We start from the raw sequence: 23,770 nt of genomic DNA on the forward strand, positions 1-23,770 counted from the left end.
ATCAGCAAAAATTTCAAAGGATAAAATGTGGTAGAGATCGAATTTCTTGGGCCTATCGGGCTTGAGAGTATAAAAGTAGAAGCAAAAAATTTAGGCGAGGTAAAAGCGGCTTTAAGCGAGAAAGAGGAGCTTAAAAAGTGGCTAAATATCTGCGCTGTGGCTGTAAATGACGAGATCGTGAGCGATATAAATTTCGCTCTTAAATCAGGCGATAAAATTTCTATCTTGCCACCAGTTTGTGGAGGCTAAAATGCAAATTTATAATGGAAGCTTGGACGTTCAAAGCATCACAAACGAGTGGTATGATAGGTTTAAGGATAAAAACTGCGGTGCGCTCATCACTTTTGTGGGCATAGTGCGCGAAGAGGGCGGGATTTCGGCGCTTAGCTTTGATATCTATGAGCCGATCCTTAAAAAATGGCTAGATGCTTGGCAGGAGCGAGCCAAAAAAGAAAATGCCTACGTGCTCTTTGCTCACTCAAAAGGCGATGTGCCGGTTCATACGAGCTCTTATGTAGCAGGTGTAGTTAGTCCTCAAAGAAAGGTCGCGCTAAGGCTTATAAACGAGTTTGTTGAGGACTTTAAGGCAAATGCGCCGATCTGGAAATACGATGTGATAAGTGGCGAGAGAATTTACGCCAAAGAACGCAGCCAAGCGATAAATGGCGCCGGACTTTTGGCATAAAAAGGGCAAAAATGATAACCAAAGAGAGTAAAAAAGATGTTTACTGGGCGCTAGCCTTTGGGCTTGGGCTCTTTGTCTTTAGCGTCGCTAGCTACTTTTATCTTGATCTTGGCACGCCGTCTCTTTTTGGCATCATCGTTGGCGCTATTTCGGCCTTTTTTTGCGTGAGAAAAATTTTGCAAAATAACTTTTTTGAGATAGATGATGATGGATTTGTCATCACAAAAGGCTCAAAAAATATCAAATTTTTCTTCAAAGATATCGATGAGATCGCCATTAAAAGCTTTGGCGATAAGAAAAAAGTCGATGCGCTAAGTGTTAAATTTAGAAAAAATCGCCTAGATAGAGATGCATGTTTTGGACTAGTTCAGGCACTTGGCGATGACATGATCGTTATTTTTGATAGATACGAGCTCTCGCAATTTACACTCTCAAAAGAGCTTCGAGATAGGCTCGCTAAATTTAAAGATAGGGCTTAGTTAGGCAAAAAATTAATTATTTTTTTACCCTTTGCCTAATTATTTATAATTTAAATTTTTATATAATAATTATCAAAATATATAGCAAAATTTTACATTATTTTTGCCTACTGATTAATTCTGTATTCAATAAATTTTTATAAAAATATATGATGACTTATATCAATATCTTATAAGAGATTTTTATTTATAATTTCGATAAGAAAAATCATAATTGTATTTTAAAAGGAGTTTTTTATGAGGCAAGTTTTAAGCTTAATAGTTTTTTCGTCACTGCTTTTAGCAAATGAAGTAAATTTAGACACTATAAAGCCTGTTAAAGAATTTGCGCCACCGCCGATCATCACACCAAATGTTGCACAAAGTGCCTTTGTGGAAAATCAATTTGACCGCACTCAAAGAAGCGAATATCCATTTGTGACAAATTTACTTGATAGCTCAGCTGATATGTTTCATATCTCAGCTGGAATGTATGGCAAAAGCTTTTACAACTCATCGCTTTTTAAATATCGTGGTACAAATTTTTATACCATTTTAAACGCAAATTTCACCAAGGCAAATAGCTATAAAGACGGAAGTGGCAAAAAATGGGACTATGGCTACAACAGGCAGGGCCAAAGCGCTATTTTAGGTTTCGTGCCAAATGAGCTTAGCGAGCTTAGACTTACGTTTTTAAGGGATAATATCGATAAAGATAAGCAGCCAGAACACGCAATGGACGCCTTTAAAACAACTAGAAAAGTCGGCAAGCTAAATATCAGGCTGGGCGAAGAAGATCTTTCAAATACGCTAAATTTTGAATTTATCCTAAAAAAGGTTGAGCGAAAAGCTGATAACTTTCATCTAAGAAATTCTACTCCAAATGTAAAAGTTGAGATAAAAAGAGATGTGCTTGAGACAAATTTAAAATATGATGTTGATTTCACAAGCTTTCATAATCAAATAGGCGCTGGCTTTGAAAAAGATAAACATGGTGGCAAAAGATACATAAAGCAAGGCAGTAACTGGGTATTTAACGGATACAGATTTGCTGATGTTAGAAGTGATAAATTTATGCTTTTTGACACACTTGCTTATAAATTTAATGAAGCAAACGAAGCTTCTCTTGCCTTAAAATATGAAGAGCAAAGAAGTAAGCTTAATGGGCTTGATACTAAATATTTCGCACCAAATCCAGCCATTAGCACCACTCGCGGGCTACTTCGTCAAATTTACGGTGAAGACGTAAGTGATAAGATCAAAAAAGACGCTTTTAGTGCAAGCTTAAAATATAAATTTACACCAAACGATAAGGATAGCTACTTTGCAAAACTTGAGAGTTTATCTCGCTTTCCAAGTAATATGGAGCGTTTTAACGCACTTTATGGACAAAATGACTCTGGCTGGATATCAAATCCAAATTTAGAGCCAGAAAGGCACAATAGAGCAGTTGTTGGCTTTAAATTTGGCAGCCAGTTTTATAAAGAATACCTAAACTCTTTGCAAAACAAAGATGCTTTTAGCTTTAGCGGGCATTTCATCGCTGATAGCGTAAAAAATTTGATCATTTTTGATAGACGCCACTCAAAAGCCGCCATGCCACTAAACAAAAATGCTGTCATCTCAAGAAACGTTGATGCAACGCTTTATAGTGTAAATTTCAATACAGAATATAGCTTTGCAAGGCACTTTGGATTAAAAAGCTCACTTTACTACAACTACGGACAAAACAAAACCGATGGCAGGCCACTTTATCAAATAAGGCCTTTTGAGGCAAATTTTGCATTTGACTACAAAGACTATGCAAGCTTTGGTAGCTACAACCTTGGCACTGCACTAAGACTTGTTTCAAAGCAAACTAGGGGCGATTTTAGCAAGCAAACTGGTCTAGGTATCGACAAAAAAGAGGCCGCAAAGGGGTTTGGCTTGCTCGATCTTTATGGTGGCGTAGAGTTTAAAAACAAAGTTGGCATAAGATTTGGCGTAGCAAATTTATTTGACAAAGATTATGCGGAATTTATTAGCGGTGATCACGTAGCAGCACTTGATCCAGTAGTCGTTCATGCCCCTGGCAGAACATTTTTTATTAGCTTTCACAGCAGTTTTTAAAGGAGAAAAAGATGTTAGATAGAAGAAAATTTTTAGGACTTAGCACAGCTTTAGGCGTTAGCGCGTTTGCACCAAATTTATTTGCAAAAGAGAGCTTTAATATGTGGGGCGCACCAGCGATCCCAAGTGTCATAATGGCAGTTGCTGCACTGCAAGGGGAGTTAAATAAAACTTATGATGTAAGCTTAAATATCTGGAAAACACCAGATCAGCTTCGTGCAGGCGTAGCTAGTGGGGATATTAAAGTCACGATGTCACCATCAAATGTCGCTGCAAATTTAAGAAACCAAGGGCTTGATTTTGCTATGTTAAATTTACTGACCCTTGGCGTAATGAACGCTATGGTCAAGGACGAAAAGATCAAAAATTTAGAAGATTTTGTGGGAAAAAAACTAATCATGCCATTTCGTGGCGACATGCCTGATCTTGTCCTAAGGGCACTTTGCAAGAAGCGAGGCATAGACGCTAGCAAAATAGATATCACCTATACAGCAACACCTCCTGAAGCTCTACTTTTATTTTTACAAAAAGATTTTGACATTTTATTAGTCCCACAACCTCTTGGCGAAGCGACTATTTTGCGTGGTAAAAAAGCAGGCGTTAGCGTACATTACTCAGTTGATTTTCCAAAAATTTGGGGCGAGAGCTTTAATACAAAACCGATAGTCCCAATGGCTGGCATTATCGTAGAAAGAGGCTTTTATGAGAAGAGCTTAAATCTATTTGATACGCTCCATAGCGACCTTAAAAATGCTCTTTCTTGGATACTTGAGAACAAGCAAAGTGCGGCAAAGATTGGCTCGAGCTACTTACCAGCTCCAGAAGTGGCACTTGCAAATGCCTTTGATAAGGCAAATTTAACAGTGACAAAAGCAAATGAACTACAAAATGAAATCATGGCATTTTTTGAAGAAATTTATCAGTTCAATCCAAAATTTCTAGGCGGCAAGATGCCAGATAAAGGTCTATTTTTATGATACTAATCGACGGTGTCAAAAAAGATCGCTCAGCCTTTTTAAAAATGATTGACTATTTTTGGGGCGGATTTAGCGGATTTGCCGTAGTTTTTTTGATCTTAGCTATTTGGCAAGTGGGAAGCGAGTTTAGCTCCCCACTCCTGCTCCCTTCGCCAAAAGATGTATTTTTTAAAGTCTGTGAAATTTTAAAAGATTACAAAAATAGCGAGATAAATATAACGCTTTGTAGATCACTAGTTGGGGTTAGCACGGCAACATTTTTTGGTATATTTTTAGGGCTAATAGCAGGTAGCTTTAAAAGCTTTGCGGCCTTTTTAAAGCCTGTTATTACCTTGCTTTTATCGATGCCACCAATTATTTGGATAGTGCTTGCTATTTTTTGGTTTGGATTTGGAAATTTTAGCACCATTTTTACTATCTTTATAACCGTTTTACCGCTTACTTTTGCAAGCTCGGCAGTTGCTATGAGTAGTGTAGATGAGGAGCTAAAAGAGATGTTTGATGCCTATCATTTAGGCTTTTTAAAAAAGATAAAACACCTCTATATCCCACATCTTACGAGCTATATCATAAGCTCTGTTAGCGTAGCTGTTGCAATGGGTGTAAAAATAGTCATAATGGCCGAACTACTAGGTGCAAATAACGGCATGGGAGCAAAGATAGCAAATGCAAGGGCAATGCTTGAAACAACTGAAGTGATGGCGTATGTTCTTTTAAGCATCACTCTTATCATGCTTTTTGAGTACCTCATCATCGAGCCTTTAAAAATAGCTCTGATGCCTTGGAGAAGATGATGCTTGAGCTTAAAAATGTAGAGTATGAAATTTTAAGAGATAAGGTTGTAAGAAATTTTAATTTAAAGGTAGAAAAAGGCGAAGTGGTGACGCTTTTTGGACCATCAGGTTGTGGGAAAACTACCATTTTGCACCTTATTAGCGGACTAAATGAGCCTAGAAAAGGGGAAATTTTTAATAAATTTAAAAAAATGACATATTTTTTTCAAGAAAATCGTCTGCTTACGTGGAAAAATGCTCTTGAAAATGTGCTTTTGGTTATGGATAAAGCTGATCAAAACAGCGTTTTAAAGCTTTTTTCTAAAGTCGGTCTTAGTCAAAAAGACGCGCTGAAATACCCAAATGAACTAAGTGGTGGCATGAGGCAAAGGGTTGCTTTTGTAAGAGCAGTTGTGACAAAACCTGATCTGCTTTTAATGGATGAGCCATTTTCGGGGCTTGATTATGATATGAAAGAAATTTTGATCGATATCGTTAGCCAAAGGGTGAGCGAGGGCATGAGCATAATATTAGTCACACACGACAGAATGGAGGCCGTAAAGATGTCAAATAGAATTTATTTTCTCGCAAATAAAGGTGCGATCATACAAAAAGAGCTTGTTTTAGACGAGGCTTTTAAAGACCGTGATTTTACATTTATCAGCAAAACAATAGATGAAAATTTTAAAGGGCAAATTTATTATGATTAACAACTTTTTTACCTATCCTATGAGAATATTTTTTCTTACCAGTGCCGCCTGTGCTGTGCTGGGGGCTGCTATATTTTTTACACCAACTGATTTTGTGAGTTTGCATAAATTTATATTTTTACACCTTTTTTTGGCACTTGCTTATGCTGGTTTTTTACTCACTGGACTAACCGACTGGACAAATTTCAGCTCCTCACTAAAAGCCCACGCTTACATTTTATTTTCACTCTTTGCAACTAGCTTTATAGCAGCACTTTTTAGCTTATTTTTAGCACATTTTTTTATTACGCTTTTTTGGGCATATCTAGTGATGCTTTGTCTTTATATGATCTGGCGAGATAAAAACCTTGATCAATTTGGCGTACTTGGCTTTTTGTTTGGTATTTTAGGCTTTGAAATTTATTATCTAATAAGTGGCAACGAAAAATTTTTAAATTTGCAAATTTATCTTCATATCATCGCTATCTTGCTTATTTCATATCGCGTTAGCGTTGTACTTGGCAAAGAAGCGCTAAAGCGAGAAAAAGATATGGATGAGGCTATTTTTGTGCCAAATTTTATCTATAAAAATATTGCTATTTGCATGACTTGTGCGTTTTTACTTTTTAATATATTTTTTGAAAAGAGTATCGGCACCTACTATGTAGCCATTGCTTGCGGATGTGCGGTGCTTGCAAAGCTTAAAGAGTGGCACTATAAGCAACTTTTGAGGCATAATTTTGTGATTTACTATTACTTTATGCAGATATTTTTAGCGGTTGGATTTTTAGGCATCGGAGCAAGTGGGCTTTTAAGTCTAGGGCTTGAAGTAAATTTTATGCACTTAATAGCCGTAAATGCCGTTATTTTTAGTGTTATGCTTATTTTTAATATCGCGGGACTTCGTCACAGCGGACAAGAGCTTGAGTTTTTACGCCTTAGCAAAATTGCATTTATTTTAGTCATTTTAGCTGGCGTTAGTAGAGGCATTTTGGCTTATTTTTGGAGTGGATTTTATATTCATTTACCAGCCACTTTGATAGCACTTGCTTTTATCTTTTGGCTCATAAATTTTTATGCAATTTTTAGAGATAATGAATTCTCTGAGGACCCTGAATGATATTAATTCGTATAACTTTCAAGTTTTTCGTGGTCGATGATGAGAAATTCGTGCGGTGTGATCTTTCTGATGATGTCGTCTTTGATAAGCTCATTAAAGGCTGTTGAGGCGCTTTGGCGTTTAAGGCCAACAAAGCTTGATAGCACCTTTAGAGAAAATGGTAAAAATACGTATCGGTAGCCGTTTTGTTTTAGGTCTTGTTCATTTGCAAGCTCGATTAAGAAATTTGCAATCCTGCCCTTTGCGTCCTCAAAAAGTATCGACTTTGTGATCTGGCGCTGCACGATGATGGTGTTTAGCGTGGTTGTTAGGATCTCGCTTGCGGCTTTTGGATTATGTAAAATTTCACCTATCTCGTCTAGTCTAATGACGTAAATTTGGGCATCTTCAAGTACTTCAAAGGCGCAGTTGTCATCGAGTATGGCGATGTTGTTTTTTTCTAAATGATAAAGTATAAATTCCTCGCCATCTTCAAAAAATGAGAGCTTTGCTGAGCCGGTTTTTAAGATGATGATCTCGATATCTTCGGTGTAGATCGTGCTTGTTTTTGGCAGCTCTTTAAACTCAAATTTCTCCAGCTCATCTTGTGTTAAGATATCTAAAATATGTGTTTGTAAAAGCCCTAAGCGTGATTTTTTCATCTTTCTCCCAAAAAAGTGTAAGGGCAGATTTTACTTTATAAAGCATTTAAATAAGTTGAAATTTCTCTTTTTTGGTGTTACTTTTTTTCAAATTTTTTTAAAAATAGTGATAAATTCGGGGGTTTTGGCTGCATAAATTGCAACCAAATTTAAAAGCCATGAAGCTCTTTTAGCTTCTCATCTATCGGTTTTTTGTGTCCGTCTTTTGTCACACTAACATAGGTTGCGATGGCGCTTGTGACGTGTATAGTCTCTCTAAAACCGCCATCATTTAGTCTAAGTGCAGTCACTTCTATCTGCGTTGTTATCGATGTTTTGCCAACTGCGATAATCTTTGCGTAGCAGCTTAGCACGTCGCCAACAAAGACTGGTTGCTTAAATATGATCTCTTTCATTGAAATTGTCACAACTCGCTCAGGCGAAATTTCTCTTGCCGCCTGAGCACCTGCAAGGTCTATCTGACTCATTATCCAGCCGCCAAAGATATTGCCAGCTGAGTTTGTATCTTTTGGTAGCATCACTTGCTTGATGCGCGGCTCGCCAAAGTCCTTTAAAATGTCCATTTTTTGCCTTTTAGATTTTAAATTTTTGGTAAATTGTAGCAAATTTTAATGGCTTTATGCTAAAATCCTGCAACTTTAAGGGATGAAAAGATGAATGATTTTAAAAGACTAAACGAACTTACAAAAGAGCAAAAATCCAAGCTAAACGCGATTTATAAAAATTTAGATGACAAGATCATAACTGATGCTCTGAAGATTTGTGCCCTTGATGGCACGCCGAGCCAAAAACTAGCTCTTGCTAGAAGGATAGTTGATCTTAAAGTTGATCCACTTCAAAATGAGCTAAAAAAGCTAAATTTAGGCGAGGACGAGCAAAAACGTGTGCTAAATTTGATCTATGGCTATGTTAGAAATTTATATGAAGATCTCCACTTAAAGCTTATAAAAAAGGCACGTGATGAGCAAATTTTAGACCAGTTTTATCAAGCTTTTGTTGAGGCTATGCACGAGCTTGGGCTTAGTCTAAATGCGTGGCAAATTTCATGGCAAGATAAGATAATAGACACCACAAATAAAGAGTTTGAAGCTAAATTTAAAGATTTAAGCCAGGCAAATGAGTTTATCACTAAAAACGCTTTGTTTCAGTGTGATAGTAATGGCGTAAGAGCCGATAGAACTTACGGCGCAGTTTGCAAAGAGGGCGAGAAATTTAGCTTTTTGCCTTACGCGCTTGCTTTTAAAGATGAGGTTGGAGAACTTAAAAAAGTCTTTACTAAAAACCTTGAAAATTTAAGAAATTTAGCTCAAAATGACGAGCAAAAATCCTACGTAAAATACCTTGAAAAGCTGCAAAACGCCTTTTGCGAAGAGGACAATGCAAAGGTGATAAACGCCTGGCAAGAGGCTGAGATAGCGTGGATGGAGGTAAAAGGAGCGCTTCAGCCAGGTCATCCGCTGGAGTACTACGAGGATGCCTACACGCACGCAGTTGCGCTTGAGTGGGACATAAGGCTGGTGGATAGCGAGGGCATTGATGAGCTTAAATTTAAAGAAAAAGTGACAAAAACTTACGAAAGTGTTTGTGAAAAGATCAAATTTGATAACGCCGTGACAAACAAGGCAGTTAGTGAAAATATCGCTAGAACGCAGCTTTATATAAGCGTGCCGATGATCTATTACGGCGCGGAGCTAAACGGACTTTTTAGCGCTCAGGTCGTGCCAAATGACGAGAGTGTGAGCGCAAAATGTGGCAAGAAAATTTTTGCCTTTGTAAATTACGTCTATGAGGGCGCAAAGGCAAAGCCTTTTATGAAGCTTGGGGCTGAAATTTTTAGCAAGGAATTTTTGGATTTTGGTAGGGAAATTTTATTTTTAAAACCAAAAATTTGGAAAAAAGTATATGTAATTTCAACGATCGGTCATGAGTTTGGGCACATCCTCTTTATCGGACTTGATACTGAGATGAGCATGAATAAAAGTGGCGTCTTTAAATTTATAGAAGAGTACAAGGCGACGACTGGCGGGCTAGTAAATTTCTTCTTGCACGAAGAGGCGGAGTATAAAATGGCCGTCTTTCATGAGTTAATAGCTCGCGCAGTTGGGCTTATCGCGTGGCGAAAGGTCGATGAGGTGAGGGCTTATTACTGCGAGGGGCTCATACATCTTAGCCTGCTTTTTAGGGCTGGAGTGCTTAAATTTGACGGCAAACTAAGCGTGGATATGAGCGAGCAAGCCTACGCTAAATTTAAAGAAATTTGCTTGCAAAACTACTTCGAGCTAGCGCAAACATACGCTAAAAAGGATGATGCGAGCACGTTTTTGGAGAAATTTTGCCAAAAAGATGAGCTAAGCTATCTGCCAAAAGATGAAGAGTGCAAGAAATTTGTTGAGCATTTTTACGCTAGGTACGAGGCTATCGGCAACGACGTCGATGATAGCGGCGAGTGGCAAAGGTGGCAAAAACTAGCCCAGGAAGCGGAGAAGAGCCGTGCTTGATAGAGTGACAAATTTTCACAACGGCTCTTTTTTATTTATATTTGCCCTGATTATTGCTTATTTTTCTGCTATTTATCTGGGAGATCAGCTTTATCTGACAGCCATATCAGTCGGTACCGATGTAGTGATCGCCATATTTTTGTTCTTTTTATTAAAAAGTAGTAGAAATTTAAACTCATACTGGACCTATATATTTTTAGCTATCGCAAGCTGGGCGTTAGCAGATATCCTTTTATTGCTTTATGATAGATCGCTTCTCATGCACGGAAATATCTCTCGTACGGAGCTTATGCAAATTTTATATTTGATCCCATTTTTTATGTTTATCGTCTCTTTTGTCGCCTTTTTTACAAGGATTTTAAAAAGAGTGATATGGCAACAAGTCGCGGTAGATGCGCTTGCTTTGATGCTTATAACGGTTAGTTTTTTTTGGTTTGTAGTTTTTGATAAAAGTTTAGCGGTAGCACTTAATCAAGAATTTGTGACTAGCCTTTCATATATCATAATGGATATTTTTATCTTTTGCTTTGTCTTTGTTGTCGCATTTTCACTAAATTTCGTATCAAAAAAACCAATTTTTAGCTATAAAAGAGTGAGCCTACTTTTATATCTGTTAGCCTTGCTTATCATTTGCATTTGCGATGCATACTACTCGTCAAAGGCCTTTTTGGCATACGGTGGTACAAATGTTCATTATGAGTTTTTCTTTAAAGTTGCATTTTTTATTATATTTGTAGCTTGCTTGCATTTAAAGGAAAACGAGGCAAATATCAAGATAAGAAGCTACAGAAAAGACTATATAAGGGCGCTTATATATAAATTTATCACCCTGCTTATCGTATCTTTACTCTTTTTAGGAGCTGCTAATACAGATAAAATTTACTCAGTTTGGATAGTTTTTCTGCTTATGGTTTTGCTAGCCTATGCAGCGCTAATTTATAGTATCTCAAGTACAGTTGCTATGAGGGATTTAGCTAGATCTGAAAGGCATATCATCGCTCAACTTGACGAAGAGATCCAAGATAGCTTAAAAGAGCTTGAAGAGAAAAACGAGCGCTTAAGGCAGCTTAGCGAATTTGACTCACTCACTGGGCTTTTAAATAGACAGTCATTTTTAAGCAAACTATCAGAGATGATAAAGACCAAAGCGCTTGGCGAAAAGATAGATATTTATTGTATCGACATCAACCACTTTAAGGCTATAAATGACTCATACGGCCACTACGTGGGTGATGAGGTGCTTTTGAAATTTTCTAAAAATATAAAAGCGATCTTGCCAGAGGGCGCTATCGTCTCAAGGTTTGGCGGCGATGACTTTATGATAGTTTTAAAGCAAAAAAATGAGGGGCATTATAGAGAATTTTTATACTATCTGCTAAACATCATAGCCGAGCAAATCTCAGTTGGCGATTATAAGATAGCTCTTGGAGCAAAGGTTGGCGTTAGCTCAACGCAAACAAGTGAAATTTTAGCTGATGATCTTATCATGCAAGCTGGAGCGGCACTTGATGCGGCAAAAAGAGATGTTAATACAAAATATGTCTTTTACGATGATATAAAAGAGATCATTCAGGAGAAAAACTACATAGAAATTTTGCTAAATTCTATGAATTTTGATGAGGAATTTAGCCTAAATTTCCAGCCGCAGTATCTGCTAAATGGTAAAAAGATAATAGGTGCTGAGGCTCTTATAAGGTGGAACTCTCCGGTAAAAGGCTTTGTAAGTCCGGCCAAATTTATCCCAGTAGCCGAGCAAAGCTCAATTATAAATACAATAGGAATATGGGTGGCAAAAGAGGCCATAAGGCAGATGAGCTACTGGAACAAAAAGTATGGTATCAGCCTAAAAGTTGGCATCAATATCTCGCCAAAACAGGTTGATAATGTAAATTTTGCATCGGACATCTTTGGCTATGTTGAAGAATTTGGCATGGATCCAAAGTGCGTTGATATCGAGCTTACAGAGGCAAGTCTCGTCAATGCCGAAGAGATAATGCAAACAGTCTTAAAGAAATTTTCAGATAAGGGCATGAGCATCTCCATTGATGACTTTGGCACTGGCTTTTCATCGATGAACTACATCAAAAAGTATCCGCTAGATAGGCTAAAGATCGCAAAAGAACTAGTTGATAACATCGCTATAAACGAGATCGATAGAGACGTTGTAAAAAGCGTTATAACTCTAGCTAAAAATATCGAGCTAAAGACGATCGCTGAGGGCGTCGAGGACGAGACTCAGCTTGAAATTTTAAGAGAGCTAGGCTGCGATGAGATACAAGGTTATTTCTGGGGTAAGCCGATGAACGCTAAAGACTTTGAAGAGCTCATAAGAAGCACGCTTGATCACATCTAAGCTTGTAAATTTACAAGCTTAGCCAATAACGCTTTTGTAGTCTAAATTTTCAAAAAGCAGTAGCTCTTTTTTGCTCTCTTTTATAAGTGCTTTTACTAGCTCTGAGGTTTCTTTATTTTTTGGCAAGACAAGATGAATTTTTTCATTTATAAAGATGATAAAGATATTTTTAAGCTCGTAAATTTCACTTACATCTTTTATGTTAAAAATTTCATTTTCTTTTGGCTCATTTTCATAAAATGCCAAATTTTTCTCATTTACTTCAAAGATCATCTCTTTTTTAAAGTCTGAAATTTCTAAGCTTTTCAGCGCCGCTCTTCGTCTATTTTTTAAAAAAATTGGATAAAAAATGATCCAAAAGATAGCAAAAATGGTGCCAATAATAGTAAAAATTTTGGTTTTTAAGAGCATATCAGCGATAAATCCAGCTATAATGGCCTCCGTAAAAATCATAAAAACATTTATAAAATACTGTTTTCTAGCCTTTTTTGAAAAAAATAGATTAAATGCTTGGTAGTCTATTAAATTTTCTCCAGATAAGACGATATTACATTTCATGATTAACCTTAAAGAAAAATTTGCAAAATTATAACTAAAAATAAGGTTTGAAACAGAATAAACAATGGAGAGAAACATTTTTTTTACGTCAAATTCGTCACTTATCCTAAGACAAAAACAAATTTTCTATGCCGTTATAGCTCTTTTTATATTTTCTCAGTTTGCCGGCATTTTAAACTATAAAAATTTTGAAAATTTGTTGATATTTTTGGGTTTTGGTCTTGTAGTTTTTGGTATCTACATCTCTATGAATAGATCAAAGCTTAAAGCTATGCACTGGCTTGCTGCATGCTTTGGGGTCTTTCTTTGGACTATTATTGATGCCATTAGAAGTGTCAATGAAGACTTTCTTTTAAGAAGCAAAGAGCAAATTTCTTATCTTGATTTTTTCGATCTGCTCCCTATGTTTTTACTATTGGCCGCTGTTGGTATATTTTTTGTGGTCAAATTTATAGCTAGCGATAAAAAGATCCTAGTTCTAGCCGATAGCTTTAACGTTCTTTTGCTAGTTTTCACGCTTGCTTATTGTATTGTTGGAGATATGGGTGATTTTGATATATTGATCCATCCCAAAAGCCCTAGTGAGCTTGCTGCTAGCATTGCTATTTTTGTAAATTTATCTATTTTATTCATCGCTCTTAGTGAAATTTTTAATAGCAACCATCTTTATATTAGACATAGTGGCTTTTTCTTGATAATCGCAAGTGCGATTTTTACGCTATTAAATTTATATGTTTTTTATAATGAGCTTATAAACAAAGGGCATGATTTTACTCTGCACTCTATCTACCTTGTGCCATTTTTCCTCTTGATGCTCGGAGCATTTTACTTAAGGGGTGATAACAAGCGTATAAGCGCAGCAGATGTTGGCATAAAAACAACATCTAAGCTCGTGCCTATTATCTCAGCTGCACTAATACTAATAAAAACTGACCTATCATCTTATGTTGATCTGCTTATAATTTTTGTTGTTGTAGCTGGAGCGGTTATTAGCTATTTTATGAAAGTGCTTGATCAAAGCGAAGAGATATATAACGCAGAGCAAAATTTACATGATGCTAAAAACAAAGAGAAGCACCTAAAGACAAACGAACTTGAGATGATAAATTTAAGTTTAGAGGGTGTATCTGAAAAAGACTATCTAACCTCTCTTGGCAACAGAGACTCTTTGCTAAATGAGCTAAAAGGTATGTGTAGTGTTTTGGGTGAGAAGCAAGAGATCGCAGTTTATTATATAAATATAAGTCGCTTTAAAAATATAAATACATCTTATGGACATGAGGTTGGCGATAAAATTTTAAAAGCGATAGCAAAGCGCATACGTGAAGCGTGCAACAGGCAAGAGGTCACCGCAAGGATCGGCGCTGATGAGTTCATCGTGCTTTCAAAAATGGAAGAAAATAGCCACACTAAACGCATGAAACTTGGTATGGAGCTAAGAGATACGATAGAAAAACCTTTGCAAATAGATAAGTATCACTTTGCTATCAAGAGTGTCGTTGGTATCCACGTTGTCACAAGAGATAACATCAGCGATCCTAGAAATATCATCAAAAAAGCTGATATGGCGATGTACTACGCTAAGCAAAATCCAGCCAAAAACCCGATGGTTTATAATAATGAGATAGATAGCGAAATACAACAAAGCTCAAACATAGAGATAGCTCTTAAAAAAGCAAATTTACAAGAGGATTTTGAGGTATATTTTCAGCCGATTTATGACATTAAAAATTTAAAGATCATCTGCGTAGAAGCGCTACTTAGATGGCAGTCAAAAGAGTATGGACAAAAAGAAGCTGGCGAGTTTATGGATATAGCTAGCTTAAATAGCGACATCTTAAACGACATCTGCACGCTTTCTGTCTCAAAAACAGTAGAACAAGCCGTAAGATGGCAAAACAAAAAGCTAAAAGTGCCAAAAATAAGCATAAACGTAGCGCAAATTCAAAGCACATCTGAAAAATTTGTAAATGAATTTATGCTAACTTTAAACTCGCACCACCTAAATCCAAAGCAGTTTGAGCTTGAATTTAGCGAAGATATATGGAAAAACGACCAAGAGACGCTTGATAAAATTTTCTCACTTTTAGAGAAAAATAGCATAGATGTTTGTATAGATGACTTTGGATCTGGATATACGTCATTTGTCTATATCAGAAAGTATAAGATCGACCGTATAAAGATAGCAAATGACTTTGTCGCTCAGTCAGTGATCAACAAAAAAGATATGCAAGTAGTCGCTGCTATCATAAATATAGCAAAATCAATGAAGCTAAAAGTGACAGCAAAAGGCGTGGAAAGCCACGAGATAAAAGAGCTTTTAAAAGAGCTTAATTGTAATGAAATGCAAGGATATTTCTTATCTCGTCCGATGAGTGCGGAGGAGTTTGAGAATTCTTTAAGGCAGAATTCTCATATGGTGGCTGATATTTAAATTTCAGCCTTTATCTCTTCGTTTGATTTTACGACCATGCCTGAGCCATGTATCACGCTTGGGATACAGCTTGTGCAGATATCGACCTCTTCACCGTTTTTGTGAGCGTGGATGAAAACTGCATTTTTATCATCGCTGCTTTTTAGTCCGCAAACGTTGCAAACTACTAGATCTTTCTCTCTCATCTTTTCTCCTTTGAAATTTTGGGTGATTTTACATCTTGTAAGCTTGCATTAAGATGATTTGGGTCAAGCTTGTCGCTTGAGCATTAATTGTTTTTTGTTATAATCATTTAAAATTTAAAAGGTTTAAAAATGGATGAAAGAACTATTGTTTTAGAGATGTTAAAGATGCAACAAAGCCTAAATGACGAGACAAATGGGCTTGGTTGGGAAAATGGCTATACAAATAAAAATAAACTCATAAGCTGGAGGCGTTGCATATATATGGAGTGCGCCGAGCTTATCGACAGCTTTGCGTGGAAGCACTGGAAGAGTATAGATGCTAAGACTGATGAGCAAAATTTACGCATCGAGGTTGTCGATATCTGGCACTTTATAATGAGCCTAGCACTACAAATTTATAAGGCAAAACAGCTTGGCGATGTTGAGACTTTGGCTGATGATATCTGCCAGTCAAGCGGCTTTAGCGACTATTGCAAAGAGCCATTAAAGGTCGAAGATGAGAGCATTTATGAGATCATGAACGACGTTGAGATGCTTATACATGAGTGCAGCGGCTTTGACTATGACATCTTTGATATCTTTAAAATTTATTTCTCAATGTCTTTAAAATGTGGCGTAAATTTATACTCGCTTTATGAGTGCTACATCGCTAAAAACGTGTTAAATCGCTTCCGCCAAAATAACGGCTACAAAGAGGGAAGCTATAAGAAAATTTGGAACGGACGTGAAGATAACGAAGTGATGAGCGAAATTTTATCAAATGGCGTTAGTAAGATAGATGAAATTTACGCCGCACTTGAGCGTGAGTACAAAAAGGTAAAATGATAAATCTTCTGCGTCTTGGCTTTAAAGACTTTTTTACAGCCAAATTTATAACACTATCGATCTTGCCGCTTTGTCTTAGCATACTTTGCCTAGCTTGGCTAAGCATCTGGGGAGGTGGCGAGATATTTGACTTTTTAAGCGATGGCGCTAAAAACGAAAATTTCGCCTTTTTGGAGACAAACTCGACGCTATCTTTTATAGCTATTAAAATTTTAAGCTTTAGCGCTACAAAGTGGATAGTTAGCATACTTTTTTACGTTCTAAGCACCTTTTTAACGATCATCATTAGCATCGTGATCGCCCTAGTCGTAGCTGGCTTTTTAACGCCAGTCGTGGCCAAAGAGATAAACAAAAGGCACTACAACTACGTGCTTAAAAGTGAGGCTAGCACGGTTAGAGTGCTAAAGGTGATGATGGTTGAGATCATGAAATTTCTTGGGATCTTGCTCGTTTGCTTGCCACTTTTGTTTGTGCCATTTGTAAATTTTTTCATCATCAACGTGCCGTTTTTTTACATCTACTATAAGCTTTTACTAATAGACGTTGGCTCAAACACACTTGATAGCGATAAATTTGAGTTAGCGCTGCTTGAAGGTGGCGGGGTTAAATTTATAGTTTTTACACTTTTGTTTTATCTCATCTCGCTTGTGCCGCTTGTTGGGCTATTTTTTCAGCTTTATTTTGTGATAGTCTTGTCGCACCTCTTTTATCAAAGAGAGGCGCTAGTTAAAATTTAGAGCCAAAAAGCTCTAAATTTATGCGTAGTAAGATACTTTTTTGCTCTCATCAAGCAAGGTATCAAATAGCCTTTTTGTCGCACTTAGTAGATTTTTATTTGCATCATTTTTAGCTAAAAGTTCGTCAAACATCTTTAGCATATTGTCATTTATGAAATTTTTATGATCCAGATCTTTTGCGTCAGGTAACATCTGCTTGATCTTGTTTGAAAGCTCGCTTATGCTTTGGCTGCTACCTGCGATCTTGTCGCCCTCTTTGACATTTTTCATAAACTCATCAACCTGTGGGCGAATTTGCTTCATCGCCTCTTCGATCTCTTTCATATCTTGCTCGTCTATGCCGTTGCCTTTATAGGCAAACTCATAGCCGTATTCGTGCGTGAGAGTTAGACTTCTTTGGCTTGAAGTGCCATTTTTTTGGCTTGAAAACTCCAAACTTTTATTATCATACATAGAAAAGCTTATCTCATCACCTGAGCTAGTCTTCATCGAAAAGCTCATGTTGTTGTAGCTTCCTTGAGAGTAAAAATTTGTTTGCATTTTTAAATCCTTTTGAGGCTAAATCGGCAAATTTTTAATTTCATAAAGCAAAATTTTGTAAAATGTGTCAAAAAAGGACGGGCGATGTGTTGTTTTGGGACTAGGATCTTTTTGCTGATGCTTATCACTGTTTTAAGCTTCGTTTTTGCTAGGCTTTGCCCTGTTTTGCCAGTCGTTGGCTACTACTTGATACTTGCAAATTTACTTGCCATTTTGATGTTTTCACTATTTTTTAAAGGGCTTTTGCCAAGCTTTGTAAAGGTAAATGCGATCCACTATTTTTCGCTAATTGGTGGCTTTTTTGGAGCATTTTTAACGATGCTTGCTTTTAAAAAGGTTGCAAAAGATAAATTTACTCTAATAGAGCTCATTATTTTTACGCTTTGGGTGCTTATAATCGCCGTAGTCATCTTTAAATTTCAAACCATTCTTGACATTTTTAGGGGAATTTAGATGGATGAGAGGATAGTTAAATTTTTAAAAAAGATGCATCTTGCAAGCGTTTGCACCATTGATGATGGAGGTCAGCCTTACGCTTTTAGCGCGTTTTACGCCTTTGATGAGCTAAATTTTTGCCTTTTGCTAGCTAGCTGCGATGAGAGCTCGCATGTTAAATTTTTAAAAAACTCAAAGCTTGTTGCTGGCACGGTCGCTCTTGATACAAAGATCGTTGGCAAGATAGAGGGCGTACAGTTTCAAGGAGCGATGAGAGAGGCTAGCGAAAGTGAGCGAGAAATTTACTTTAAAAGATTTTTTTACGCAAAAGCGATGGATCCAAAAATTTGGTCTATAAGCCTTGAAAAGGTTAAATTTACGAGCAACACTCTAGGTTTTGGCAAGAAAATTTTTTGGCAAAAGTAGCTAAAAATGCATAATATTTTCGTGTTAGCTTAAAAGATGCTCTTTCTTAAGGCGTTCAGAATAACGCTTTTATGAAACGAAAGGTACATGTACCATATAAAAATTTTTTTTAAAATTTTTTACACAAAAGTTACACAAAATGCCTTTTTTAGGGGGAATTTTAAAAATATTAAAGTGTGATAAAAGAGTATTAAATAACTAAAAATAAACTTAAATTTACCCAAATTTTACTTAATATCCCCAGCCTTACTCTTATTATATAATCGCCGAAAAAATTATATAAGGAGAGTTTTATGGCTAAAGAAGCGGGTGTAGTAAAATCGCTAAGTGGCAAGGCGGTCGCAGTTGATCAAAACGGAAACGAGAGAGAGCTAAAAGTTGGCGACATCGTTTATATGGGTGAGAGTGTCAAAACTAGCGATGCAGCCGACAAAGTAACTATTGTTGCAAATAACGGCAAAGAGCTAACTGTACTAGGTAGTGACACGCTTTCTTTAAATCCAAATACGATAGGTGCTGAGGGCTTAGCTGATATAAGCGCTTTGCAAAATGCTATTTTAAATGGCGGTGATCTAACAAAGCTTGAAGAGACTGCTGCTGGCGGTAACGCTGCTGCTGGTGGTGGAGATGGCGTTAGCCTTGGCGAAGCTAGATTTGCTGAGGGTGGTCACTACTCTAACATCAATGAAACTTATAGAAATTTAACTGATACGAACAGAGCTTTTGCTTCATACGATAGCCCAATAGGTGGCTACAATGATGGCAACGATGGTGATAATGGTGCAAACACTAATATAATCCCAGGCACACCAACTGTTAAATTTCTCTATGACTTTGATGGAAACCACACTTTAAGCAGAGTAGAGCATGGAAATGATACAAATATAAATACATCTAAAGTTCTTATCACAGTACCAAATGACGGCACAGTAAGAGCTGGTGATATACTAAAAGTCACTGTAACTGATCCAAATGGTAATGAAACTACAACAAACATAACCATCACTCCAGCTATCATAACTAATGGCTATCCTATAGACGCACCTGTAGAGCCAGGTAAAAACTCAAAAGTAGAAGCAAGTGTTACAAATTTCCAAGGTAACACTGGTGGTAGTAGTGAAGATCACGTAACTCCTACAAAATCAAGCGTAAGCGTTGAATTTACAGAAGATAGAAATAACGATAAATTTTTAACTTATACAGAAAACAACAATGACAGCAAACAAAATGAGTCGCCAGTACTTATAAAAGTAAGTGATGTTATCATTGGAGATAAACTTCACATTAAACTAACAAAACCAGATGGTAAAACTGAAAATAAAGAAGTTGCTATCGATCAAGATATAATCAATAATGGCTATAAGATAGATAATATGCCAGTTGCTGAGGGTAAAGTTTCAAAAGTAGATGCTTATGTTACTGATAGTACAAACTCTAACACTTGGAAGAGCGAAGTAGCAACTGATGATGTTACTCCAGATGTAAGACTAACTTTAACATTTACTGAAGACCACGATAATGATGGCGGTATAGATGACTGGGAAAATAGCAAAGATGGAAACTTTAGAAGCACAACTGTCGAAGTAACACTTCCAAAGGATGTTGTAGCAGGCGATAAAGTTGTTATAACTTACACTGATCCACTAACAAAACATGATACAACAAAAATAGTGCCTCTTACACAAGCAGACGTTGATAACCATAAGGTAAATACATCTTTACCAGTATTCCCTGACGTATGGAACTATGCAAGTGCTCATGTCGTAGCTGCAGATGACACACAAAAGAGTGCAGAGTCTAATAAAGACAATGTAATACCTATCGGTAGAAACATGGAGATAAAATTTATAGAGCAAGATACTCTTCATGAAATTTCAAGACAAGAGAGTATGGACGAGCATGAGGTAAATGAGACAACAGCTCTTATAAGACTTCCAAACAAAATAGATAATGGTGATATAGTTACACTTACTATAAACGAGCCTACAAATGGCGTTTATACAAGAAATTTCACTATAAATATGAATGATAAAGGTGAGGTAACAAGTATAACTGAGATTGGCAATGGCGGACAAAATTTCCCATTGACGAAAGAGAGCTTTAATCAATACTCATTTGAAGTACCAGGATTTGATTTAAGGCACGGACAAGATACCACTATCAAAGCTAGTATCACAAACATGACACCAGGCAGACACAATACATATATAAATGAGCCAGAAGTTTCAGCTAGCTTAGAGCATGTAAAAGCACCTGAGGTTATCTTTGATGAGGCACATAACTCAAAAACTATGAGCAGAAAAGATTCAGCTGCTGATGGTGATGAATTTAATACAACTGCAACTATCAAGATCCCTAAAAATGCAGTAGATGGCGATAGGATCGAAGTTAAGATCACTGAGCCACAACTTGATGGTACAACTAAAGATAGAACGCTTAAATTTAATGTTCATAAAGATGCTTCAGGCGTTAAGATAACAGATGAGCATGGCAATGACGTAGCAGTAAGCGACAACGGCTTTAAAATTTCTCATGTTGGTACATTAACAGGAGCTGAGACTAAAATTTCAGCTACTATCATCGATAAAGATGATGTTCAAAGTGCTACTGGAACAAATAGCGTAAGCGTAACAGAGCTTGATGACTCTGGAATTTTCTTTGGTGAAGACGTTGATGCTAATACATCTATCACAAGAGATGAGAGCATGAAAGATCATGATCTTCATAAGACTGATCTAAAAGTAAAAGTGCCAAATAACGTGATAACTGGCGACAAGATGATACTTGAGGTTAAAGCTGATGGCAGCAAAACTTTAGAAAAAGAATTTACTATCACAAGAAATGGCAATAGCATTACTCTAACAGATGGCACTGATACTATAACAGCTGATAGTGATAATAAAATCACAGTACCAGGCATAGTAATAGGTGAAGGTAAAAATACTGAGGCTCAAGCAACATTTACAGATGCTAAAAACCATGCTAAAACTATAGTAACAAACCATGCTACCCTTGAAAAGCTTCACGATGATATGACTGTTATATTTAAAGAGGATGCAGACTTTAACGGAATTTTAAATAAAGATGAAGCTACAAAAGACAGCAATGGCGATGTGGTAAATACAACAATAGCTACCATAAAACTACCAAGCAACGTTGTAGATGGCGACGTGTTAAAGATAACTACAAGCATAGAAAATGGCGCACCAACTACTACAAGCCATACTATCCACAAAGACGCTCAGGGTAACATCACAGTAGATGGTCTAAATGTAGTTGGCAATAAAGCTGTTGAGTATACAGTACCGTTACAAGAAGATAAAACAAGCAAGGTAAGTGCAACAGTTAGCGATGCAACAGGCGTTGATAAGGTAAAAGCTGGTAGCGATATCTTACTTGATGCTGATGGTAATGGTGGTACAAATTTCTATGTACTTATCGATGAGGACAAAGATAGAAATGGCAAACTAAGCAGAGATGAGGCAAACTCAGATGGTAAGGTTAAAGAGACATCTGCAACCGTATCTCTACCAAGTGGTAACCTACATGCAGGTGATACATTTACTGTAAAAGTAAATGGTGTGCCAACTACATATGAAGTAACTAGCAACAATAGCCACGTACTAACGATAAAAGATGCAGCTGGAAACAATGTGTCTTTAGCACCAGGCAACCTACTAAAGATACCTCATATCGCTGTAAGCGTTACAAATCCTGCTAAGGTTGAAGTAGAGATACCTAATGTCACACCTAAATCAGCAGAGGCGAAACTAGAGCCTATAGACAATAACGAGCTAAGCGTAATTTTCAACGAAGATAATGCTAATAGAAACAATGAGCTAAGCAGAGATGAGGCTATATCAGACAATAACCTAAAAACTACAACAGTAAGCGTAAAAGTGCCTTACAATGTTGTAACAGGCGATCACGTAAAAGTTGAGTATGTTGATCCAAATACTGGCACCCCAGGAAGTAGAGAATTTAAAATAACTAAAACAGCAGATGGTAAAATCACTGCTACTGATATAAATAGTGGAGCAGAACAAAATATCACAAAAACTAACACCATAGAAGTAGATAGTGTCCCTATGAAGCCAGGCGAGAAAACAAAAGTAGATGCGACTATAACTACTCAAGATGATCAAACAGCACATGCTGACGCAGAGGCAAAACTAGCACAGCTAAGCAGCAAAGGTCTAAGTGTAAGCATAGCTGCTGATGCAAACGACAATGGCACTATCACAAGAGATGAGGCAAGTAGCAATACTTCAAAAGTAAGTGTATCTCTCCCTGGTAGCGTAATAGCTGGCGATAGCATAAAAGTTGAGATCACAAATGCTGGTAGCACAACGCCTGTGACTAAAGAATTTAAAGTTCTTAGCAAAGATCCACTTGGCAATATCGTACTAGAAAATCAAGCTAATCACAGCCAGTTCACTCTTGAAAATGGCAAACCACTTGAGCTTGATGCAGCTATCGCGGTAGGACAAGAGACAAAAGCAAAAGTCACTCTATCTGATGGAACAACTACTGTAAGCGCAGAAGATCATGCAAAAGTCGAGATGGACGCTATAAGAGGTATGCAGTTTGTTGAAGACGGCGATAGAAACGGACATCTATATGGCTATGAAAACTTTGGCGATAACAACAAAACTCAAGATACAACGCCAGTTAAAATTTATGTTAGCGATGATGCAAGAGCGGGCGATACAGTTGAGATCAAATATACTGATCCAGACAATCACGCTCAAACAAAGACAGTAAATCACGTGCTAACAGCAGATGATATGAGTAAAGGTGTATTTGATCAGCTACTAGACATCAACGCAAGATCAGCTTATGATCTAAAAGTAGATGCTACGCTTAAAACTCCAGGCGGTCTTGTAAATAAAACTCACAGCGATACGCTTCGCATAGAGCTTGAAGACTTTAGAATGGATTATGATCCAAGCAAAGTGATGAAAGGTGGAGAGGGCACATCTGATACGATCGTCTTTAGAGATACTTCTCACGTAGATCTTAGCGGCGTTACTGACCTTAACACAAAAGTTGAGAGCATCGAAAGGATCGAGCTAAAAGGCAACTCTGAGATCAAATTTGACGCAAAAGATATCTTTGCTATGACTGATAACATCAACACTATCCTTAAGATAAGAGGCGATAGCACTAGCAAGGTAGATATAAAAGGTAAGTGGCATGAAGATTCAACAGTAAATGCTGACTTTGGCTCAAAAGGCTACACAAGCAACGATACTGTAAATGGTCAAACAGTACATATTATCATTGAAGATAAGATCCAAACAGACCTATAATCCCAGAAAGTGAGT

The 23,770-nt window shown here is 37.0% G+C and carries 21 protein-coding genes; 16 read left to right on the forward strand and 5 right to left on the reverse strand.

The window, feature by feature from the left end; translation table 11 throughout:
* The first annotated feature begins 27 nt into the window (after nt 1-27).
* The 8 genes from CVT08_RS01330 to CVT08_RS01365 all read left to right on the forward strand — a co-directional run bounded on the left by CVT08_RS01330 (nt 28) and on the right by CVT08_RS01365 (nt 6,811).
* Nucleotides 28-249: a MoaD/ThiS family protein gene (locus tag CVT08_RS01330; protein WP_002941462.1), complete on the forward strand. Its 222-nt coding sequence runs from the start codon at nt 28-30 to the stop codon at nt 247-249.
* Nucleotide 250: 1 nt separating this feature from the next.
* The gene (locus tag CVT08_RS01335) at nt 251-685 is read left to right on the forward strand and encodes a molybdopterin synthase catalytic subunit (protein ID WP_107856504.1); all 435 of its coding nucleotides are present in this window, start codon (nt 251-253) and stop codon (nt 683-685) included.
* A gap of 11 nt (nt 686-696) precedes the next feature.
* On the forward strand, nt 697-1,164 hold the full coding sequence (locus CVT08_RS01340; RefSeq protein WP_107856503.1) for a molybdate transport repressor: 468 nt from the start codon (nt 697-699) through the stop codon (nt 1,162-1,164).
* Between the two features lie 237 nt (nt 1,165-1,401).
* Complete coding sequence (locus tag CVT08_RS01345; RefSeq protein ID WP_107856502.1) at nt 1,402-3,252, forward strand: TonB-dependent receptor domain-containing protein; 1,851 nt, start codon at nt 1,402-1,404, stop codon at nt 3,250-3,252.
* 11 nt (nt 3,253-3,263) lie between these two features.
* The gene (locus CVT08_RS01350; protein WP_107856501.1) at nt 3,264-4,229 is read left to right on the forward strand and encodes an ABC transporter substrate-binding protein; all 966 of its coding nucleotides are present in this window, start codon (nt 3,264-3,266) and stop codon (nt 4,227-4,229) included.
* The gene (locus CVT08_RS01355; RefSeq protein ID WP_107856500.1) at nt 4,226-5,023 is read left to right on the forward strand and encodes an ABC transporter permease; all 798 of its coding nucleotides are present in this window, start codon (nt 4,226-4,228) and stop codon (nt 5,021-5,023) included. The genes CVT08_RS01350 and CVT08_RS01355 overlap by 4 nt, the downstream gene beginning before the upstream one ends.
* Nucleotides 5,023-5,712, forward strand: coding sequence for an ABC transporter ATP-binding protein (locus tag CVT08_RS01360; protein WP_107856499.1), 690 nt, complete (start codon nt 5,023-5,025; stop codon nt 5,710-5,712). Before CVT08_RS01355 ends, CVT08_RS01360 begins: the two co-directional genes overlap by 1 nt.
* Nucleotides 5,705-6,811, forward strand: coding sequence for an NnrS family protein (locus CVT08_RS01365; protein WP_107856509.1), 1,107 nt, complete (start codon nt 5,705-5,707; stop codon nt 6,809-6,811). The genes CVT08_RS01360 and CVT08_RS01365 overlap by 8 nt, the downstream gene beginning before the upstream one ends.
* 2 nt (nt 6,812-6,813) lie before the next feature.
* Here CVT08_RS01365 and CVT08_RS01370 read toward each other — a convergent pair whose 3' ends face one another.
* Nucleotides 6,814-7,452, reverse strand: a complete 639-nt coding sequence (locus tag CVT08_RS01370; RefSeq protein ID WP_107856498.1) for a Crp/Fnr family transcriptional regulator — start codon at nt 7,450-7,452, stop codon at nt 6,814-6,816.
* Nucleotides 7,453-7,601: 149 nt separating this feature from the next.
* A complete protein-coding gene (locus tag CVT08_RS01375; RefSeq protein ID WP_107856497.1) occupies nt 7,602-8,015 on the reverse strand; it encodes an acyl-CoA thioesterase in 414 nt (137 codons plus the stop codon).
* Between the two features lie 90 nt (nt 8,016-8,105).
* On the opposite strand from CVT08_RS01375, the gene ciaB reads away from it, so the two are divergent.
* Nucleotides 8,106-9,950, forward strand: a complete 1,845-nt coding sequence (gene ciaB, locus CVT08_RS01380) for an invasion protein CiaB (protein WP_107856496.1) — start codon at nt 8,106-8,108, stop codon at nt 9,948-9,950.
* Entirely contained in the window at nt 9,943-12,303 is a 2,361-nt protein-coding gene (locus tag CVT08_RS01385; protein ID WP_107856495.1) for a putative bifunctional diguanylate cyclase/phosphodiesterase, read from the forward strand. Before ciaB ends, CVT08_RS01385 begins: the two co-directional genes overlap by 8 nt.
* Nucleotides 12,304-12,321: 18 nt before the next feature.
* On the opposite strand, the gene CVT08_RS01390 is transcribed toward CVT08_RS01385, so the two are convergent.
* Nucleotides 12,322-12,861, reverse strand: a complete 540-nt coding sequence (locus tag CVT08_RS01390; protein ID WP_107856494.1) for a hypothetical protein — start codon at nt 12,859-12,861, stop codon at nt 12,322-12,324.
* A 64-nt stretch (nt 12,862-12,925) separates the two neighbouring features.
* On the opposite strand from CVT08_RS01390, the gene CVT08_RS01395 reads away from it, so the two are divergent.
* Nucleotides 12,926-15,295 carry an EAL domain-containing protein gene (locus CVT08_RS01395; RefSeq protein WP_107856493.1) on the forward strand — a complete coding sequence of 790 codons (2,370 nt, stop codon included), beginning with the start codon at nt 12,926-12,928 and terminating at the stop codon, nt 15,293-15,295.
* On the opposite strand, the gene CVT08_RS01400 is transcribed toward CVT08_RS01395, so the two are convergent.
* A complete protein-coding gene (locus CVT08_RS01400) occupies nt 15,292-15,480 on the reverse strand; it encodes a hypothetical protein (RefSeq protein ID WP_002940779.1) in 189 nt (62 codons plus the stop codon). The genes CVT08_RS01395 and CVT08_RS01400 overlap by 4 nt on opposite strands.
* Nucleotides 15,481-15,609: 129 nt before the next feature.
* Here CVT08_RS01400 and dut point away from each other — a divergent pair, with 129 nt between their 5' ends.
* Both dut and CVT08_RS01410 read left to right on the forward strand, forming a co-directional pair.
* Nucleotides 15,610-16,305, forward strand: coding sequence for a dUTPase (gene dut / locus CVT08_RS01405; protein WP_009294967.1), 696 nt, complete (start codon nt 15,610-15,612; stop codon nt 16,303-16,305).
* On the forward strand, nt 16,302-17,042 hold the full coding sequence (locus tag CVT08_RS01410) for an EI24 domain-containing protein (RefSeq protein WP_107856492.1): 741 nt from the start codon (nt 16,302-16,304) through the stop codon (nt 17,040-17,042). The genes dut and CVT08_RS01410 overlap by 4 nt, the downstream gene beginning before the upstream one ends.
* Before the next feature lie 18 nt (nt 17,043-17,060).
* On the opposite strand, the gene CVT08_RS01415 is transcribed toward CVT08_RS01410, so the two are convergent.
* Nucleotides 17,061-17,582, reverse strand: a complete 522-nt coding sequence (locus CVT08_RS01415) for a hypothetical protein (protein ID WP_021087487.1) — start codon at nt 17,580-17,582, stop codon at nt 17,061-17,063.
* Between the two features lie 84 nt (nt 17,583-17,666).
* Here CVT08_RS01415 and CVT08_RS01420 point away from each other — a divergent pair, with 84 nt between their 5' ends.
* The 3 genes from CVT08_RS01420 (at nt 17,667) to CVT08_RS01430 (ending at nt 23,755) form a co-directional block, all read left to right on the forward strand.
* The gene (locus CVT08_RS01420) at nt 17,667-18,035 is read left to right on the forward strand and encodes an L-arabinose ABC transporter (protein WP_223154214.1); all 369 of its coding nucleotides are present in this window, start codon (nt 17,667-17,669) and stop codon (nt 18,033-18,035) included.
* Nucleotides 18,036-18,443: a pyridoxamine 5'-phosphate oxidase family protein gene (locus CVT08_RS01425; protein ID WP_107856491.1), complete on the forward strand. Its 408-nt coding sequence runs from the start codon at nt 18,036-18,038 to the stop codon at nt 18,441-18,443.
* Between the two features lie 293 nt (nt 18,444-18,736).
* On the forward strand, nt 18,737-23,755 hold the full coding sequence (locus CVT08_RS01430; RefSeq protein ID WP_107856490.1) for a retention module-containing protein: 5,019 nt from the start codon (nt 18,737-18,739) through the stop codon (nt 23,753-23,755).
* Nucleotides 23,756-23,770: the final 15 nt, after the last annotated feature.

The organism is Campylobacter concisus (genome assembly GCF_003048835.2).
Taxonomy (GTDB): domain Bacteria; phylum Campylobacterota; class Campylobacteria; order Campylobacterales; family Campylobacteraceae; genus Campylobacter_A; species Campylobacter_A concisus_D.